Source organism: Stenotrophomonas sp. 22692, from assembly GCF_052045015.1.
In the GTDB taxonomy this organism is placed as follows: Bacteria; Pseudomonadota; Gammaproteobacteria; order Xanthomonadales; family Xanthomonadaceae; genus Stenotrophomonas; species Stenotrophomonas geniculata.
Genome location: NZ_JBQEMR010000001.1, coordinates 295,856 through 311,630, shown reverse-complemented (window position 1 = coordinate 311,630; position 15,775 = coordinate 295,856). Strand labels below are relative to the sequence as shown.

General features: G+C 65.8%; 13 protein-coding genes. 6 read left to right on the top strand and 7 right to left on the bottom strand.

The features are described 5' to 3' along the window. Window positions 1–3 precede the first annotated feature (3 nt). Window positions 4–678, bottom strand: a complete 675-nt coding sequence (locus tag ACTJJM_RS01350) for a response regulator transcription factor (RefSeq protein ID WP_010485636.1) — start codon at window positions 676–678, stop codon at window positions 4–6. Between the two features lie 129 nt (window positions 679–807). Here ACTJJM_RS01350 and ACTJJM_RS01345 point away from each other — a divergent pair, with 129 nt between their 5' ends. Further along, window positions 808–2,454: a fatty acid--CoA ligase gene (locus tag ACTJJM_RS01345; protein WP_071305236.1), complete on the top strand. Its 1,647-nt coding sequence runs from the start codon at window positions 808–810 to the stop codon at window positions 2,452–2,454. Window positions 2,455–2,473: 19 nt separating this feature from the next. On the opposite strand, the gene ACTJJM_RS01340 is transcribed toward ACTJJM_RS01345, so the two are convergent. Both ACTJJM_RS01340 and ACTJJM_RS01335 read right to left on the bottom strand, forming a co-directional pair. Continuing rightward, window positions 2,474–3,073, bottom strand: coding sequence for an NADPH-dependent FMN reductase (locus ACTJJM_RS01340; protein ID WP_440865070.1), 600 nt, complete (start codon window positions 3,071–3,073; stop codon window positions 2,474–2,476). 137 nt (window positions 3,074–3,210) lie between these two features. After that, window positions 3,211–4,860 carry an ABC transporter ATP-binding protein gene (locus ACTJJM_RS01335; protein ID WP_071305238.1) on the bottom strand — a complete coding sequence of 550 codons (1,650 nt, stop codon included), beginning with the start codon at window positions 4,858–4,860 and terminating at the stop codon, window positions 3,211–3,213. A gap of 173 nt (window positions 4,861–5,033) precedes the next feature. Here ACTJJM_RS01335 and ACTJJM_RS01330 point away from each other — a divergent pair, with 173 nt between their 5' ends. The 4 genes from ACTJJM_RS01330 to ACTJJM_RS01315 are packed head-to-tail and all read left to right on the top strand — an operon-like array spanning window position 5,034 to window position 10,970. Beyond that, window positions 5,034–7,418: a TonB-dependent receptor domain-containing protein gene (locus ACTJJM_RS01330; protein ID WP_440865069.1), complete on the top strand. Its 2,385-nt coding sequence runs from the start codon at window positions 5,034–5,036 to the stop codon at window positions 7,416–7,418. 10 nt (window positions 7,419–7,428) lie between these two features. Beyond that, the gene (locus ACTJJM_RS01325) at window positions 7,429–8,892 is read left to right on the top strand and encodes a DUF3526 domain-containing protein (protein WP_440865068.1); all 1,464 of its coding nucleotides are present in this window, start codon (window positions 7,429–7,431) and stop codon (window positions 8,890–8,892) included. After that, window positions 8,889–10,247: an ABC transporter permease subunit gene (locus tag ACTJJM_RS01320; RefSeq protein WP_313508496.1), complete on the top strand. Its 1,359-nt coding sequence runs from the start codon at window positions 8,889–8,891 to the stop codon at window positions 10,245–10,247. The genes ACTJJM_RS01325 and ACTJJM_RS01320 overlap by 4 nt, the downstream gene beginning before the upstream one ends. A gap of 12 nt (window positions 10,248–10,259) precedes the next feature. Beyond that, the gene (locus tag ACTJJM_RS01315; RefSeq protein ID WP_440865067.1) at window positions 10,260–10,970 is read left to right on the top strand and encodes an ABC transporter ATP-binding protein; all 711 of its coding nucleotides are present in this window, start codon (window positions 10,260–10,262) and stop codon (window positions 10,968–10,970) included. Here ACTJJM_RS01315 and ACTJJM_RS01310 read toward each other — a convergent pair. The 3 genes from ACTJJM_RS01310 to ACTJJM_RS01300 all read right to left on the bottom strand — a co-directional run bounded on the left by ACTJJM_RS01310 (window position 10,967) and on the right by ACTJJM_RS01300 (window position 13,759). After that, window positions 10,967–12,739 carry an asparagine synthase-related protein gene (locus ACTJJM_RS01310; RefSeq protein ID WP_241883293.1) on the bottom strand — a complete coding sequence of 591 codons (1,773 nt, stop codon included), beginning with the start codon at window positions 12,737–12,739 and terminating at the stop codon, window positions 10,967–10,969. The two genes, ACTJJM_RS01315 and ACTJJM_RS01310, sit on opposite strands and share 4 nt — an antisense overlap. 81 nt (window positions 12,740–12,820) lie before the next feature. Then, a complete protein-coding gene (locus tag ACTJJM_RS01305; RefSeq protein WP_440865066.1) occupies window positions 12,821–13,522 on the bottom strand; it encodes a lasso peptide biosynthesis B2 protein in 702 nt (233 codons plus the stop codon). 84 nt (window positions 13,523–13,606) lie between these two features. Then, window positions 13,607–13,759: a hypothetical protein gene (locus ACTJJM_RS01300; RefSeq protein WP_162257677.1), complete on the bottom strand. Its 153-nt coding sequence runs from the start codon at window positions 13,757–13,759 to the stop codon at window positions 13,607–13,609. Window positions 13,760–13,951: 192 nt separating this feature from the next. Here ACTJJM_RS01300 and ACTJJM_RS01295 point away from each other — a divergent pair, with 192 nt between their 5' ends. Then, on the top strand, window positions 13,952–14,878 hold the full coding sequence (locus ACTJJM_RS01295) for a hypothetical protein (protein WP_440865065.1): 927 nt from the start codon (window positions 13,952–13,954) through the stop codon (window positions 14,876–14,878). A 68-nt stretch (window positions 14,879–14,946) separates the two neighbouring features. Here the strand turns inward: ACTJJM_RS01295 and ACTJJM_RS01290 are convergent, their stop codons facing one another. Then, on the bottom strand, window positions 14,947–15,690 hold the full coding sequence (locus tag ACTJJM_RS01290) for a FadR/GntR family transcriptional regulator (protein ID WP_032127248.1): 744 nt from the start codon (window positions 15,688–15,690) through the stop codon (window positions 14,947–14,949). Between the last annotated feature and the right edge of the window lie 85 nt (window positions 15,691–15,775).

Below are 15,775 nucleotides of genomic sequence, written 5' to 3'. Positions count from 1 at the left end.
CCATCAGGGCTCGGGAAGCTCTTCGATCTGCCGGGACGGATCGGCCAATCCCATTTCGTGCAGCACGCGGATGGCCTGCGCGCGGTTGCGCACGCCCAGCCGCTCCATGATGCGTGTCATGTGTGCCTTGACCGTGCGCAGCTGTACGCCCAGCCGGTCGGCGATCTGCTTGTTGAGCAGGCCCTCGGCCACCAGCCCCAGCACCTTGTACTGATGTGCCGACAGGCTGGCCAGGCGTGCGGCCAGGTCGGCATCCCTGCTGAACGGTGCCACCCGCGCCACCGGCTCGCGCAGCAACGCTGGAATCCAGCGCTCACCCTCCAGCACGGACTGCAGCGCGGACTGCAGTTCGTTCAAGCCCGAGCTCTTGGGCAGGTAGCCTGCGGCGCCGAGGTCGATGGCACGCCGGATGACCTGCGGCTCCTCGTTGGCGGAGACGATGATGATCGCCAGGCCCGGCTGCAGGGCACGGATCGTGGCCAACCCGGCCAGCCCGTGGTTGCCGGGCATGTGCAGGTCAAGCAGCATCAGGTCGATCGACTGGTTCTCGATCACCTCCAGCACGCCGTCCAGCGAATCAGCCTCGCTGATCTGCAGATCGGCGACCGCCTCTTCCGCCGCGCGATGCAGTGCCGCACGGAACAAGGGGTGATCATCGGCGATGAGCAGGGTTGGCATGTCCTGGCGAGATTATCAAATCGGGTGCGCGCGGGAACAGGTACCTAGGTACGCTGGTACAGCAGGAAGGGCTTGCTAGTGTGGGGCGGAGAAGGCCGGCGACCGCAACGCCGCCCACGAGGAAATGCCATGTCAACCGCCCCCACTCCCGATGCCCATGCCTATCCACTGCTGATCAAGCAGCTGCTGCTGATGCCGCTGGCGGTGAGCCCTGGACAGGAAATCGTCTACGGCGACCAGGTACGGTTCGATTACCGCACCCTGCACGCGCGCATCGGCCAGCTGGCAGGCCTGCTGACCTCGCTGGGAGTCGGCCACGGCGACACGGTGGCGGTGATGGACTGGGACAGCAACCGCTACCTGGAGGCCTACTTCGCGGTGCCGATGATCGGTGCGGTGCTGATGATGGTGAACGTGCGCCTGGCCCCCGAGCAGATCGCGTACACGCTGAACCACAGCGGCGCGCGGGCGATCCTGGCCAACCGCGAGTTCCTGCCGCTGCTGGACGCCATCGACGAGCAGCTGCCGGACCTGCGCACCCGCATTCTGCTGGACGATGCCGATGGCCCGCTGCCGCCAGGCTTCGCCACCGAGTATGAAGCGGGCCTGCGTGATGCCACGCCGGTCGTCCGCTTCCCGGACTTCGACGAGAATGCCCGTGCCACGGTGTTCTACACCACCGGAACCACCGGGTTGCCCAAAGGGGTCTATTTCAGCCATCGGCAGCTGGTGCTGCATTCGCTGGCGGCGATGGCCGCGCTCGGCGGCGCCCCCCGCCAGGGCCGCCTGCACCGTGACGACGTCTACATGCCCATGACCCCGATGTTCCATGTGCACGCGTGGGGCCTGCCCTACGTGGCTACCGCGATGGGCATCAAGCAGGTCTATCCGGGGCGCTACCTGCCTGCGAAGCTGCTGGCGTTGATCGCGCGCGAAAAGGTGACCTTCTCGCACTGCGTGCCAACCATCCTGCACATGCTGCTGGAGCACCCGGACGCGGCGCAGACCGACCTGGAGGGCTGGAAGGTGATCATCGGCGGTGCCGCCCTGCCCCGTGCCCTGGCGCAGCGTGCGCTGGCACGGGGCGTCGATATCTTCGGCGGCTATGGCATGTCCGAGACCTGCCCTCTGCTCACCATCGCCCAGATCGACGTGGACAGCGTGACCGATGCCGACGAGGTGCTTTCATTGCGCACTAAGGCCGGCATCCCGGTGCCGCTGGTGGACCTGCGGATTGTCGACCCGGACATGGGTGATGTCGTCCACGATGGCGTCGCCACCGGCGAAGTGGTGGCACGAGCACCCTGGCTGACCCAGGGTTACCTGCACGATCCCGACGCTTCGGCAGCGCTGTGGGCGGGCGGCTACCTGCACACCGGCGACATCGGCAACATCGATGAAGGTGGCTACCTGCGCGTCACCGATCGCATCAAGGACGTGATCAAGACCGGTGGCGAATGGATCTCCTCGCTCGCGCTGGAAGACATCATCGCACTGCACCCGGCGGTCAGCGAGGTCGCGGTGATCGGTATCGCCGATGCGAAATGGGGCGAACGGCCGCTGCCACTGGTGGTCAGGCAGCCCGGCCGTGATGTGTCAGAGGCGGAGATCATCGAACTGGTCGCAGCGCGCAGCCGTTCCGGAGACATCTCACGCTATGCGATTCCGGAGCGTGTCAGCTTCGTGGATGCGATCGAGCGGACCAGCGTGGGCAAGATCAACAAGAAAAAACTGCGCGGGCTGCATGATCCGGGCGCTGGCACCGGCGGGCGCTGACGCCCTCTGCCGGCACGGCTCAACCGCGCGATGCCCTGCCCTGCAGCAACTGGACCCAGGCCTGGAATCCCTCCAGGAAGCGCTGCAGGCGCTTGCGCGTCGCCGCGTCGAAATCGTCCGCGTCATTGTTGTAGGCGGCCGCTGCTTCGGCCACATAGAGCTGTGGCGAGGCCATGGTCAATGCCCCCATGGCGGTCAATGTATGGCGCAGCTGCGACTGCGCCAGTTTGGTGCCCCAGTAACCCGGCGTGGCGCCGATGATCGCCACCGGCTTGGCCGAAAGGACCGTGCGGTATTCGGCATCGTCGCGGGACAGCCAATCGAGCGTGTTCTTGAGTACGCCGGGCAGTGACTGGCTGTACTCCGGCGTGGCGATCAGCACGCCGTCAGCGGCTGCAATGGCCGCGCGCAGGCGCTTGACCCCGGCAGGACCGGCCGGGTCGGCGGCTTCCAGGTCTTCGTCGAACAGCGGAATATCGGCAATGGTGTCATGCACGGTCAGCAGCAGGCCCGCAGGCGCGGCGCCTGCTGCAGCCCTGACCAGGCGCCGGTTGTAACTGTTGCTGCGCAGGCTGCCGGCAAACGCCAGGATGTTCAGCGGTGGAGGGTTGTCGGACATGCGGGATTCCTGGAATGAGTCGGTGCGGGGTCACGGGCCAGGCATCGACAGCGCGGGAGGCACCGGGAACGGTCGCGCACAGCGTACCCCAGAAGCATCGCGCCCCAGCTGCAGGTGCAGGTGTCAGCCATGTCCCGTCAGCCCGTGGCAAGCACGATCACCTGGTCGGCTGCGGTCACCACGCTGCGGCGATGGGTAATGGCTACGATCGTGACATCACCGGCTAGCGCACGGATATGGCCCATGATCTCGCGCTCGGTCGCCTCGTCCAGCGCCGAGCTGGCTTCATCCAGGAACAGGATGGCGGGCTCTCCGTAGAGTGCACGCGCAATGGCGATGCGCTGCCGTTCGCCGCCGGAAAGTTTCAGGCCACGCTCGCCCACGGTGGTTTCAAAGCCTGCGGGCAGCGCGTCGATCAAGGCCAGGATCGACGCCTGGCGGGTCGCGCGGCGCAACCGGGTGTCGTCGCGCGGGCGCCCCAGCAGGATGTTGTCGGCCAGGCTCTCGTTGAGCAGGATGACATCCTGGGGAACGACGGCGACGGCGGCGTGCCACGCGGCACGGTCGATGTCGGCCAGGTCGGTGCCATCCACCAGGATGCGACCGTGCTGGGGCTCGATCGACTTCAGTGCCAGCTTGAACAGCGTCGACTTCCCTGCCCCGGTCTCCCCCATCAGGAAGTTGATGCCGCCGCGCCCGGCGTGGAAGGACGCATCCCGGACGCCGCGTCCATTGCCGTAGCGATGGCTGACATGCTGGAACTCGATCCGGCCGCATTCTCCGTGGAATCGGCCGGCGTTTGCTGCCTGCCGCTCTTCGGGTGCCGCCCACAGGGCCGATAGCGGCGTCAGCAGCGTCCACGAACGGGCAACGTCATCGATCGAGCGCGCGATCATTTCAAAGGGCATGTTGAGCTGCAGCAACAGCAGGTTGAACAGCACGATATCGCCGACGCTCAGGTCACCGCTCTGATAGCGCGGGAGCAGCAGTGCGAAGGTGACGATGAACTCGACCGCCAGGCCGATGCCCAGCAGCGCGATGAAGCCGACCCGCTGCAGCACGTAGGCCCGCCAGCTGTCGCGCACCTCCTGGGCCTTCTGTTCGAAGCGCTGGATCATCCACGCGCTGCCGCCGAACTGCCGCAGCGTCTCCATCGCGTTCATCGCATTGCCGACGAAGCGCGCATTCTGCTGGCCCGCTTCGACCGCCGCCTCACGATGGATCCGTGCTCGCCGCGTAGCGATGGCCGAGAGCGTGACGGCCACAGAACCGTAGCCCAGCACGATCGCCACCATCTGCAGGTTGATCAGCGCACCCAGTGTCAGCAGGGTCAGCAGGATCTGCAGTGCGCTGGGAATGAACACCACCAGGCCAAGCTGCACCACGATCTTCAGGGCGTTGCGGCCCTTCTCCCCGGCCACCTGCAGTTCGGCTGCGTTGTAATCCAGGAAGAAGCTGTGTGTCTTCTTCAGCAGCCGCGCGAAGTAGCGGGTGCTGGTGATGAAACCCAGGTTCTCGCCACTGAGGAACGACAGGTACTGCACGGTGTTCTGCAGGATGCTGGCGGCGCCGAGCATCACCGCGTAGAGCAGGAACCCTCCCGCCAGTTCACGGATGCCTTCCGTGCTGATGCGGTCGATCAGGCGCGAGAACAGGTACGGCGCTGCCACCGTGGCCAGGCTGGAAAGCACGACGATGGCGGCAATCAACAGCAGCAGCCTGCGGTCCGCCTTCCAGTACGCGGTGAGGATCTCGGTGACCGGCGGCGGCAGCGCGAACATTCTCATCAGCGTCGGTCCGGCATCGGTGCAGTGGCTCCTGTGTGGCGGTGTGCCTGCTGTCGCCTCTCGGCACAGCAAGAGATCGTCGCGCATCTTGAATGATATGATATAACATCGCTATTGAAGGCGCGATGGCTCGTGCCGCAGACCAACATCCGATGAGATCGATGGACCGGGGCATGAACAACGCATCCACCGCCAGGCCGGCGGCATTGGTGGTCGCCAGCCTGGCCGCCGCTCTGCAGCTCAACGCGCCGGCAATGGCGCAGGATGCCAGCGTTCCCGGCAGTCCTGTCCAGGGCGACCGGCGATCCGATACCGCCACGCTGGACAAGGTGATGGTCATTGGCAGCAACATCCGCGATGCCATTGGCGGCGGCGCCTCCCCGGTCATCGTGATCGACCGGGAGGCCATTGATCGAACCGGGGTGGCCTCGTTGCAGCAGCTCTTCGAGAAGCTGCCACAGAACTTCGGCGGTGGTGCCAACGGCGCCAACGTCGGCAACCTCGGCGTCGACCGCGATACCGGCAACAACTTCGGCCAGGGCAACGCCATCAACCTGCGTGGCCTGGGCACGGGCACCACGCTGACGCTGATCAATGGCCACCGCGTGACCTCCTCGAACCGCTATCAGTACGTCGACATCTCGCTGATTCCGCTGAGTGCCATCGAGCGCGTGGAGATCCTCACCGATGGCGCCTCGGCCATCTACGGCACCGACGCCGTCGGCGGTGTGGTCAACATCGTCCTGCGCCGCGATTTCACCGGCTATGAAACCTCGCTGCGCTACGGCAGCGTCACCCGCGGCAACATGGACGAATACCAGGCATCGCAGTCGGCCGGCTGGTCGTGGGAGGGTGGCCACCTGATGGCCAGCTACGAGTTCCTGAAGCAGTCCAACCTCGCCGCGGTCGACAAGGACTTTTCCAGGAACGTCACGGTCAGGCCGTACGACATCTATCCCGGCTCGAAGCGGCACAGCCTGCATCTGGACGGCGTGCAGGCGCTCAGTGATGTGCTGACGCTCAACCTGACCGGCTCCTTTGCCAAGCGCGAGATGGACACCACCATTTCCGGCACTGCCGACGAGACCCGCCTGTTCCCGCACACGCGGCAGTTCGATGTGTTCGCCGGCCTTACCCTCGAGCTTCCGCGCCAGTGGCAGGCCCGTCTGAATTCCGGATTCGGCAGAAGCGACGTCTCCTACGAGAGAACCACCATCACCGGCAGCTCGGTCAGCACCGCACCGCCGACGGATACCCATTCCGAATCGCGCTACCTGGAGATGATCGCCGACGGCGAGCTGTTCAATCTTCCGGCCGGCAGCGTACGCGCGGCATTCGGTGCGGGCTACCGCCGCGATGGCTATGAACTGCTCGATCACCGTGGGCTTGAGAAGCCGCTGGATCTGCAGCGCACGATCCGTTCCGCTTTCGCAGAGTTCAACATTCCGCTGCTGGCAGACATGCCTGGCGTTCGCCGGCTGTCGCTGACTGCGGCCGCACGCTACGACGACTACAGCGATTTCGGTTCCACCCTCAATCCCAAGCTCGGCCTGCTGTGGGAAGCAACGGAAGGACTTTCATTCCGCACCAGCTACGGCCGCTCCTACCGCGCGCCGGTCTACCAGGACATGCAGCTGAACAACACTGTGGTGGTGGCCAAAGTACCCAACCCGAGCGCGGCCAACGGAAGCACGGTGCTGATGATGCTCTCCAACGGCAACCCGGATCTGGGGCCCGAACGTGCCAAGACCTGGACCGGCGGCGTCTCGTTCGCGCCCCCGTCGCTGCCGGGCCTCAAGATCGACGCGAACTACTACCACATCGAGTATGCCGACCGGATCGGCAGCGGTTTCGGCGGCAGTTTCCCGTCGCTGTTCCTGCAGTCCACCGCGCCCTATGCGGACCTGCTCACCGTCAACCCGACGCCGCAGCAGATCCAGCAGGCGCGCCAGCTGGGTGCCTCCGGCCTGGGACTGTTCGTATCGCGGGTGGGCCCTTATGCCCTGGCACCAGGAACCGATGAAACCAGCAGCGAGGTCATCCTCGACAACCGCTTCCGCAACAACGCGTTCACTTCGCAGCGCGGCGTCGATTTCAATGCCTCCTACGATTTCGACGCTGGCCAGACCCGCATCGCGTTGAACCTTGCCGGCCAGTACATCATCGATTCCAAGCGCCGCGTGACCGCCACCTCGCCCGAGGTGGACGCGGTGAATGCGGTGTACTTCCCGGTCGACCTGAAGGTGCGCGGCGGCCTCGCCATGAGCCACCGGCAGGTTGCCGGCGGGCTGTTCGTGAACTACGTGGACAGCTATCGCGATCCCGCCAACCGCGCCGACCCCCATGTCAGCTCGTGGACGACGGTCGACCTCAATCTCAGGTATGACTTCAGCGGTGCTGCCGGTGCCGGACAGGGCACTTCGCTGGCCTTCAACGTGCAGAACCTGTTCGACCGGAATCCGCCCTTCATCGTCAACAGCATCAACACCGGTTTCGACCCGACCAATGCAACGGCGCTCGGCCGATTCCTGTCCATGACATTGACCCATCGCTGGTAGGGCGCCCGCCATGAGCGATGCCTCCCCCACCTTCTCCAGACCCGCATCCGCCGTGCGCCAGACGCTGGTCGTTGCCGCGACCCAGCTGAAGCTGATGTGGCGCGAGCGGCGCCTGTTGTGGCTCGCGCTGACCCTGCTGCTGCTTGCGGGAGCGTCGGTTACCACGGGCGCAGCACGGCTGGCGCAGCAGGCCCAGGAGCGCCAGATCGTAGCGGAGCAGGAGGCCGGGCTATGGGACAGCCAGGGCACGATCGACCCGCATGCTGCCGCGCACGTCGGCCGCGCCATTCCCGCGCCGGTGCGGCCGCTGGCGGCGCTCGACCCGGGCATCACGGATTTCGTCGGCACCTCGGTGTTCATCGAAGGCCATGCGCAGAACCCGGCCCGGCACCGACCCGTCGACGCCGGCACCGCGCTCAGCCGGTTCGATGGCTTCTCCGCCGCATGGGCGCTGCAGGTCGTGGCGCCTCTGCTGATCATCCTTGCCGGATTCGCCAGCCTCTCCGGCGATGTCGCCCGCGAAACCCTCCGCCAGGAGCTCGGCAGTGGTGCATCGGCCCACGTGCTGATCGGTGGCCGACTGATCGCGCTGGCAACGGCATCACTGCTGCTGGTCCTCGCCCTGCTGGCGGTCAGCCTTCCGGGCATGGTCGGCCGCACCCTCGGCACGGCCGACATCACGGCGCTCGTTGCGATGTTCGCGGCGTATGCGCTCTATCTCCTGGTGTTCTGCGCCATCACCATCGGTGTCTCGGCGCGCTTCAGCGCAGCACGCACGTCGCTGGTGGTGCTGCTCGGCTTCTGGGTGGTGGCCACCCTGCTCGCGCCGCGGGTGGCCCCCGCACTGGCCGAATCGCTGTATCCCACGCCTACTGCACCCGCGTTCCGGGCGGCGGTCACCGAGGACGCGGAGCACGGCGCTGATGGTCACGACCCGGCGGACAAGCGGCTGGACGCACTGAAAGCAGAGATGCTGGCACGCTACCAGGTGAAGGACGTGGACGATCTTCCGGTCAACTTCCGCGGTGTGGCGCTGGAGTTCGCCGAAGCGAATTCCACCGAGACCTATAACCGCCACTTCGAGCGCATCTACGCCACCTACCAGCGGCAGGCGATCACGCAACGCGCCTTTGCGGCGCTGTCCCCCACCCTCGCGCTGCAGGCCGTGTCACGGGCACTGGCGCGCACCGACTTCCCTGCACATCTGGCGTTCCTGCGCGGGGTCGAAGACTATCGCTACCGGCTGATCCAGGCACTCAACCTGGAAGTGAAACAGCACAAGGCCGCGAACGGCAGCAAGCATCTGGCCGATATCGCGACCCTTACCCGCTCCGTGGCGTACAGCCCGCAACAACCCCCGCTGGGCCACATCGCCGCGGCACAGTCGGTGAACTTCGCCATCCTGCTGGCCTGGGTGCTGCTGGCCCTGGGGCTGGTGTTCACGTCCGCGCGGCATCTCGGGAGTGCCCCATGAGCAGCCTGTCGATCGCAGGGCATGAGATCCGTCGCCTGCTGCGTGACCGGGCGTTGCCGGTGCTGCTTGGCCTGCTGGTGGTGCTGGCGGCCTATGCGGCATGGAATGGCAGTGCGTGGGTCGGGCAGCGCGAGGCGGCCATCAGCCTGATCAACGCGGAAGAACAGGATGCCAGGGACCGCAGCCGGGGGTTCGTTGGCAAGGCGCCGTCGGTACTGCCCCGCGTCCAGCCTGTGCTCCCTCCCGGCCCGATGGCGGCGTTGTCGATTGGACAGGCGGACGCCTACCCCTACACCGCCGACGTGGTTGCGCTGGGTGACCGTAGCCAGCTGCTCAGGCATGTGTGGTCCGACATCGGTAATCCCGCCGTGCAGGCCGCAGGCCGATTCGACCTGGCCTTCGTCATTGTGTTCCTTCTGCCCCTGGTCATCCTCGCGACCACCTTCGATCTCTGGTCGCGCGAACGCGAGCGCGGCATCACAGCGCTGGTGTTGTCACAGCCCATCGCGGCGGGACGGCTGATCGCGGTCAAGGCCTTGGCCCGAGGTGCCATCGTGCTGCTGCCTGCACTGGCGATCATCCTGGCCGTTGCCGCTGGTTCGGGGGCCACGAGTCCTTCCGGCCTGGCCGCGCTTGCCCTGATCGTGCTCGCCTACGGCAGCGTCTGGCTGGCGCTGGCGGTGCTTATCGGCTGCTTCGCCCGGCGCACCACCGAGGCCGCGATCGCTTCCGGCGCACTGTGGCTGCTGATCGTTGTCATGGCCCCGTCACTGGTCCTGGCAGCGGTGAACCTGAGGGTTCCACCGCCCTCGCAGATGCAGCTGGCGACCGCATTGAAGGCGCAGCTGGCCAACACTGCCCGCCAGCAGCAACTGCGCCACGCGGCAGCCTCCCCCGCCACGCGTTCGCCAGCACCGCGCATTGCGGACGCCGTGCGCGTGGCCTATGCCGATCTGGTCCAGGCCGATCAGGCCATCGCGCCCTTGATCGCCGCGCATACGGAGGCTGAGGACGTGCGACGCCGGGCACTCGACCGGGCGCGCCTGCTGCTGCCGTCGGTCGCGGTGCAGGATGCACTGGACCGCCTCGCCGGATCCGACGCCGACCGGGCGCTGGCGTTCCAGCAGCAGGTCCTCATGTACTGGCACGCACGTCGGCAGCTGCACAAGGCCTATCTGGACCGTGACGTGCCACAGACGCTGGCCGAGTACGACGCCCTGCCCCGTTTCGAATTCCAGGACACGGCGGGCGCCCTGCAACGCGGTGTAATGATCGACCTGGCCGCGTTGGCGGTCGCCACCCTGCTTCTGCTGATCGCAGCCTGGTCGATGCGGCGTCGGCTGGCCACCCCCTGAGGTACACCACTCATGCTGACTGCAACGCATCTGGTCAAGGAACACGGCACGCATCGGGCGCTGGATGATGTGAGCTTCACGGTAGCTCCCGGCGAGATCTTCTGCCTGCTGGGTGCCAACGGGGCCGGCAAGTCGACCACGATCAAGCTGTTCCTGGGCTTCCTCGAACCCACCTCCGGATCCGCCGAGGTTGAGGGGCTCAGTGCCTGGCAGCGGCCACAGGAGGTACGCCGGCGCCTGTTGTACATCCCGGAGAACGTGGCGCTGTATGACGAACTGACCGGCTATGAAAACCTGGATTACTTCGCGCGCCTGGCTGCGGTGGAGCAGCGTTCGCCCGCACGGCTGAAGGATGCGCTCAGGTCTGCCGGGCTGGCGCCCGAGGCATTCGGGCGACGCGTCGGCCTTTACTCCAAGGGCATGCGCCAGAAGGTGGGCATCGCGCTGGCCATCATCAAGGAAGCCAGGGCGCTGCTCCTTGACGAGCCGACGTCCGGCCTGGACCCGACCGCTTCGGCCGAATTCCACGAGCTGATCGTGCGCCAGCGCGATCGCGGCACGGCGATCCTGATGGCCACCCACGATCTGTTCCGTGCCCGCGAAGTGGCGACCACCATCGGACTGATGCAGGCCGGCAGGCTGCGCAGGACACTGGATGCCAGCACGATCACCGCCAATGACCTGGAGAGCCTCTACCTTGAGGAAATGAGCCGGAGCGCCTAGGCCACGCCGACCGCAGGCGCGCCTGGCCGGCCCATCCAGCGCCTGAGCCAGGCTTCGATGTTGACCTGCGGACCGAAGATGCCCAGCACCTGGGATGAGTGATCCGGGCTGACCCTGCGGATGCCCGCGTCGGCCGATGCGCTGTCGATGTAGCCCCGCCGCGCCAGCAGGCCATCCACCAGCAGGCCCCTGATGAACTGCTGATGCCGCTGGGTGACCGCCACCGAGTGATCGTCGAGGTAGGACTTCACCTTGCGCGACAGCAGCGCCTGCGGCAGCAGGCCCTGCAGTGCGCGACGCGCGATCGTCCGGTCTTCCGCGCCGGCCATCAGCAGGTGCAGCGGCAGGCGGGCGAACAGTTCCACCACAGGCTGCGCGCTGATGGGTGATACGCCGTGCCAGCGTCCTGCGCCCTCGAAGGGATCGAGCACGCTGGTCGGGAAGATCATCCGGCCGATGTGCGCCAGCTTGTGCGGAGAGAGCCTGTGCCCCTGTGCGCGTGCCTGCCGCAGCCAGGCCGGCGGCACGCCATCCTGTTCGGACGCATCCACCTTCACCCATTCGCACGGGTTGCCCCAGCGGCCATTGATGTTGCCCGGCTTCTTGAGCACGCCGTGGACGAAGGCATCCTTGAATACCCCGTACAGCGAATCACCCGACTGCGCGGTTTCGAACGCAACACGGAAGAACTCGCGGTCGATCCCACGCCGCCACGCATAATCGATGGCAGCGGCATTGCCCTTGAAGCGGAGGAAGACCGCATCGCCGCCGACACCGGTGAACTGCACCGTGTCCGCGTCGACATCCACGTCGCGCCGATGCAGCAGGTAACCCGAGCAATGCGCAGGACGCGCGGTTCGCGGGAAGTCCATGATCTCTTCCAGCGAGCAGTGCGGCTGCCGTTGGTACTCGACGAACTCGCAGCTTCTTCCGGAGGATTCACGGGCACCGGCAACGGCCATGCGCGCGAACATGCGCTCATCGGCACCAATGCCGGCATCGTAGTGATGGACGCACTTCACCTCCGGTGCGGAGGGCGCATGCAGCAGGCCGGCGAGGACGATGGAGGAGTCCAGCCCGCCGGACAACTGAAGCTGGATGCATCGATGCTGGCTCGCCAGCGCACCGATACAGCCCAGCAGCGTTGCACGTGCCAGTTGCACGGCTTCCTCCAGATCTTCGATGGGCGCTTCACTGGCCTGCCGCACCACATCCCACTGGTAGTGCCGGCCGATCGGCCGGCCATCACGGATCGTCACTGCCTCGCCCGCCTCGAGCGCGGTGACCTCCTCGAAGCCTGTCTGCAGGCCGTCACGGAACGGGAACAGCAGCGAATAGGACAGGAACGACCAGTCGACGTTGAAGTCACCCACTCCCAGCAGCAGGCAGTCTTCCATGCTCGAAAAGACCACCGTCAACTGATCGACCGTGGTCATGTAGCACGGAATCTCCGCTGTCGGATCGCGCAGCACGAACCAGCGGGTGGTATCCGGCTGGTAGCCCACGGCAACGTAGCGCCCCCAGTACTGCTCCACCAGGCTCCTGCCCTGCGTACTGCAGGCGCTGTCTGCCGATGCAGCATCGGGAAATGCCTGTGCGGGAACGGTATCGGCGGCGAACACCTTGTGGAACAGCTTGCCGAGTACCACCAGCGGACCGGACCGGCTGTACTCGAAGTAGCCCGGGTTGTCGGTCTGGGCATAGATGGCGCCGCCGCAGCCCTTCATCACGCAGGCGATTCCGGGGCGGCCCGCTTCGATCCGTTCCATGGCCTGCAAAGCCTGCGCACGAGCGGATTCGGAATGTTCGTTCCAGAACAGAGCGATGTATCGGTACATGCCTCAAGCCGGTTACAGCACCAGGATGGGCGTCATCCGGCGCAGATTGAAGGGGATGTCGGTCAGGACCTGGTCGCCGTGCTGCAACCAGCAATGCGCTGCGAACGGCTGGGTGCGCACCGCGAACACCCACGCGGGAACGATGCCGTACCGCGACAGGAACTCACGCATGGCCAGGCAGTAGAGGAAGCACTCATCGGTCTTCCTGAAGGCGATCGGTCGCAACCAATCGAACACCCGGACCAGGAGGGCCAGCTGCTGCAGATCCACCTCGCCCGGCATGGAGGCCTGACCACGCCTGCGGGCTGCCGACACCGTGTAGCTGAAAGGCAGGAACGTCCTGCTGCAGGCCGCGCGCGTGACCGAGGCCAGGAAGCGGCGCACATCGCAGGCCGTGATCGGCGGACATCCTCGGGACTCGCCCTCGCGCACCCAGTGCAGGGGCAACGCGATTTCGGCACTTACTGCGGATTTGCCACGCAGCGGATCCTGGGTGATCAGGCGCCGATCAAGCAGCGACTGCAGCATCCTCGGGCTCGGCGCTCCATCGGAGGCCAGGGGCCAGTCCTGCACCAGCCCGCCAAGCGCCGCCGCTCCGCGCCGATCGATGGAGAGATAGCTGCCGGAGGCCTGATCAAGAATGACCATTGCGTCACCGGTCACACAGACATGTGCGTGCTTCGAAAGGAAGTAGGTGGTTTCAGGCTGGTCCATCGCGAGCGTGATCTCATGCTGCTGCAGGCATCAGAGCGGTGCATGCGGGGGGCATGCACCGCAGGTCATGCAGGGTGCGATGGATCAGGGCGAGGTGGTCGGGAAGACGCCATCCCACAACGTGCCGTGGTTGTGCGCCTTCGTTTCGGAAACCACCGAGCCCAGCTCGATCAGTTCACTCGGATCTTCGTGATTCTGCTCTCCAGCCACTACGCCCAGCTCAATCAGTTCGTTCATGAACATCTCCTCTAGTCAGTGGATGCACCCACGCGATGCAGCGGATGCACAGCGGCCAGGCCAGCGTCGCCCTGCGTATTTCAGGACGATTGCCGCCAAGGCACGCAAATGTTACGATATAACATATTATTTTGGTGTGACGGCCGACCGTGATCGGACGCCGCTGCAGCGACTCCCAAGAGAGCGAGATGGATGCCCACCGAGATCAATGACGATGGCCTTGATTCCACCCTTCTGCTGAAGGGCCTGTTTCCACTGCCGAAGTTCATCCGCTTCGTCCGGGAGCGTTGCCCACCAGGAAGCTTTGATGAAGCGATGCTGGTGGAGCAGTGGCGGGATGCCCGCGCCCTCGTGCGTCACCTTCATCACGACGAAGCAGACGACGCCGATGCCATGGACGTCCTCGACCTGCCCGAAGAAATGCGGCCACTGGCCGAGCAGGCGCTTCGCCAACCCTCGATGCACCGCATGACGAGCATGGTCCCACGCAGTTGGAAGATGGTGGAGATCGACCGGCTGGTGGTCTTCCAGGAGTGCATCAACCTGCGCCACATCGATCAGCTTGCAGCGGCCACGGCCGCGTCACCCGATGCAAGCGAGATCATGGAGCTGGTGGCGCGACGTGGACGCCACGCACATCCGGATGTGCGCTTTACCCAGTCCGATGGCATCTACACGTTCGCATCTGCGTCCAACGACCTGCGCTTCCTCGACGTGGCGACGATCGACCCTCGCACCATCGCCGGTTACGAGCCGTTCGGCGCAGCCAGCCACGCCCTTGTCATCTATCTCGGTTTCAGCGACAACCTGATCAGCGCCACACGTATTGGCCGCCGGATCATCCTGACCAACGGCTCGCACCGGCTGTACCTGCTGCGCAGGCTCGGCTTCCGCCATGCCCCCTGCCTGGTGACCGATGCGTCCGACAGTGATCTGTCCGACGTGTTGCTGCCAGCCGCGGTGAAGCAGGATCGGCCGTTCTATCTGGGCGCTTCGCGACCGCCGATGTTCAAGGACTACCTGGATCCACGCCTGACCTGCACCGTGCCGGTCACCCGCAAGCACTATGCGCTCAGGGCCAAGCTGGATCTGCAGCGGATCACGGTTCCAGCGGTGTAGAAAGGCCGTGGGCATCAAGCCCGACGGCGGTAGCCAGCCACATCAGGTCGCCGCCCGCAGAACGCCTTTCAGATACGCGTCGTCGCCATGAACCGTTCGCGGTCCTGCTGCGTGCGGCGGCGGATCTCCTCCAGCGCCTGGCTTTCGGTCGCCTGCAGCATGGCTTCGAACAGGCGCTGGAAGTGATGGCGCATGGCATTGCGCGCGGCCACCGGATCACGCGCACGCAAGGCTTCGAAGATCGCCATGTGCTCGTCGGCACGGCTGGCGCCATCATCATGGCAGACCCGTGCATAGACCTCGGTCACCCGCGGCAGTTCGCTGCGCATGCGCCAGATCTGCTGCACGAAAAACTCCACCACCGGGTTACCGGAAAGCCGTGCGATGGCCAGGTGGAAACGGCGATCGTACTCGCCTGCTTCCGCATCGCTCAGGTCGCGACGGCACAGCGCTTCGGCCAACGCCTGCAACTCGGCAATGCCGGCATCATCCAGATTGCTGGCAGCCAGCGCGGCAGCCTCGGCTTCGAATACCGCGCGAGCAGCGGTGAGGTCAAAGGCGCTGACATCCGGCAGCCCGCCGGACGCCTGCGTCGGACGCGGCTTCACATGCACGCCCGAACCGATGCGGATGGCGATCCAGCCCTGTGCTTCCAGTGCGATCTCGGCTTCGCGGATGGTGACCCGGCTGACACCGAACCGTTCGGCCAGTTCACGCTCGCCCGGCAGCCGCGAGCCCGGCGGAAATTCGCCGTCCTCGATCAGCTTGCGGAGCTTGGCGGCGATGGTCTGGTAAAGGCGGTTGGCGGACATGCGGCTGACCCTTGGCGATTCCCTCCGGGTCCCTGCCCTGCCACCGCGGCCGGCAAGGGTCCGGTTGGAGCGACGGCGCGACCAC

Coding starts and splice junctions, on each gene's coding strand:
- ACTJJM_RS01310 (WP_241883293.1), bottom strand. CDS start 12,739: ATGGAACGGATCGAAGCGGGCCGCCCCGGAATCGCCTGCGTGATGAAG.
- ACTJJM_RS01315 (WP_440865067.1), top strand. CDS start 10,260: ATGCTGACTGCAACGCATCTGGTCAAGGAACACGGCACGCATCGGGCG.
- ACTJJM_RS01335 (WP_071305238.1), bottom strand. CDS start 4,860: ATGAGAATGTTCGCGCTGCCGCCGCCGGTCACCGAGATCCTCACCGCG.
- ACTJJM_RS01300 (WP_162257677.1), bottom strand. CDS start 13,759: ATGAACGAACTGATTGAGCTGGGCGTAGTGGCTGGAGAGCAGAATCAC.
- ACTJJM_RS01340 (WP_440865070.1), bottom strand. CDS start 3,073: ATGTCCGACAACCCTCCACCGCTGAACATCCTGGCGTTTGCCGGCAGC.
- ACTJJM_RS01290 (WP_032127248.1), bottom strand. CDS start 15,690: ATGTCCGCCAACCGCCTTTACCAGACCATCGCCGCCAAGCTCCGCAAG.
- ACTJJM_RS01325 (WP_440865068.1), top strand. CDS start 7,429: ATGAGCGATGCCTCCCCCACCTTCTCCAGACCCGCATCCGCCGTGCGC.
- ACTJJM_RS01330 (WP_440865069.1), top strand. CDS start 5,034: ATGAACAACGCATCCACCGCCAGGCCGGCGGCATTGGTGGTCGCCAGC.
- ACTJJM_RS01295 (WP_440865065.1), top strand. CDS start 13,952: ATGCCCACCGAGATCAATGACGATGGCCTTGATTCCACCCTTCTGCTG.
- ACTJJM_RS01345 (WP_071305236.1), top strand. CDS start 808: ATGTCAACCGCCCCCACTCCCGATGCCCATGCCTATCCACTGCTGATC.
- ACTJJM_RS01350 (WP_010485636.1), bottom strand. CDS start 678: ATGCCAACCCTGCTCATCGCCGATGATCACCCCTTGTTCCGTGCGGCA.
- ACTJJM_RS01305 (WP_440865066.1), bottom strand. CDS start 13,522: ATGGACCAGCCTGAAACCACCTACTTCCTTTCGAAGCACGCACATGTC.
- ACTJJM_RS01320 (WP_313508496.1), top strand. CDS start 8,889: ATGAGCAGCCTGTCGATCGCAGGGCATGAGATCCGTCGCCTGCTGCGT.